Origin of the sequence: Pseudoalteromonas sp. NGC95 (assembly GCF_015864705.1) — a bacterium.
GTDB lineage: Bacteria > Pseudomonadota > Gammaproteobacteria > Enterobacterales > Alteromonadaceae > Pseudoalteromonas > Pseudoalteromonas arctica.
The window spans coordinates 1-1,261 of sequence record NZ_JADYWR010000057.1; the positions used below are offsets into that span (position 1 = coordinate 1).

At 41.0% G+C, this 1,261-nt stretch carries 1 pseudogene; it reads left to right on the forward strand.

From position 1 onward, the window contains the following. The first annotated feature begins 77 nt into the window (after window positions 1-77). Window positions 78-1,258 (forward strand): annotated as a pseudogene (locus I6E70_RS20505) (IS3 family transposase). Window positions 1,259-1,261: the final 3 nt, after the last annotated feature.

Genomic DNA, 1,261 nt, shown 5'->3' on the forward strand with positions numbered 1-1,261 from the left:
TGTAGTGGTACAGTGATTTTGGCCACCCATTAAGAAAGAAATGTTATGCTGATAAGCATACAAATTTGGGTGAAAAAATGACGAAATTAAAACGTGCAACGTATTCTGCAGCAATCAAATTAGAAACAGCTCAGCTTGTAGTTGACCAAAGTTATACTCAAGAAGAAGCAGCCAAAGCGATGGGTGTGGGTAAATCAACCGTTAGTAAGTGGGTTACTCAATTAAAGCAAGAGCGTAATGGCCAGCCACCATCGGCTTCGCCAATGACGCCCGAACAAATTGAAATCCGCGAACTTAAAAAGCAAATCCAACGCATCGAATTAGAAAAGGATATATTAAAAAAGGCTACCGCTCTCTTGATGTCCGACTCCCTGAACAATTCTCGTTAATTTAGAAACTAAATCAACGAGAGCGTTACCCAATTAGCGTGCTGTGTAACGTATTCAATGTGCATCGTAGCAGCTATAAATATTGGGCTATAAGGGATACAACGCCGACACCAGAACAAGTAAGGCTAGAGGCTGAAGTTAGAGCAATACAGGCAATGAGCGGCGGCTCAGCTGGCGCGCGGACAATCGCGGCAATAGCAACGAACAATGATTTTGAATTGAGTCGTTATCGTGCTGCTAAGCTAATGGTTAAATTAAAGCTTGAAAGCTGTCAAGTACCTCAACATTCATATAAACGCGGCGGTAATGAACACCTTGAAATTCCAAACCTGCTTGATAGACAATTTGATGTTGTTGAGCCAGATACCGTGTGGTGCGGTGATGTGACGTATATTTGGGTAGGTAATCGCTGGGCTTATTTAGCCGTTATTATTGATTTATTTGCACGTAAAGTAGTTGGCTGGGCCATGTCGTTGTCGCCAGATACTAATTTAACGCTAAAAGCGCTTGAACTCGCGTATGAAAGCAGAGGAAAACCGACAGGACTGATGTTTCATTCAGACCAGGGTAGTCACTATACCAGTTTAAAATATCGTCAACGTTTATGGCGCTATAAAATCAAACAAAGTATGAGTAGGCGTGGAAACTGTTGGGATAATGCACCAATGGAGCGATTTTTTAGAAGCTTTAAAACGGAATGGATGCCAAAGGTTGGATATGGAAATTTTATAGATGCTAAATATAGCGTTAGTGATTATATCAACGGATATTACAACAACGTTAGGCCGCATCATTATAATGCCGGTTTAGCGCCAAATGAATCTGAGGTTAGATATCAAGATTCTAAAACTGTGGCCAAATTTTATTGACCA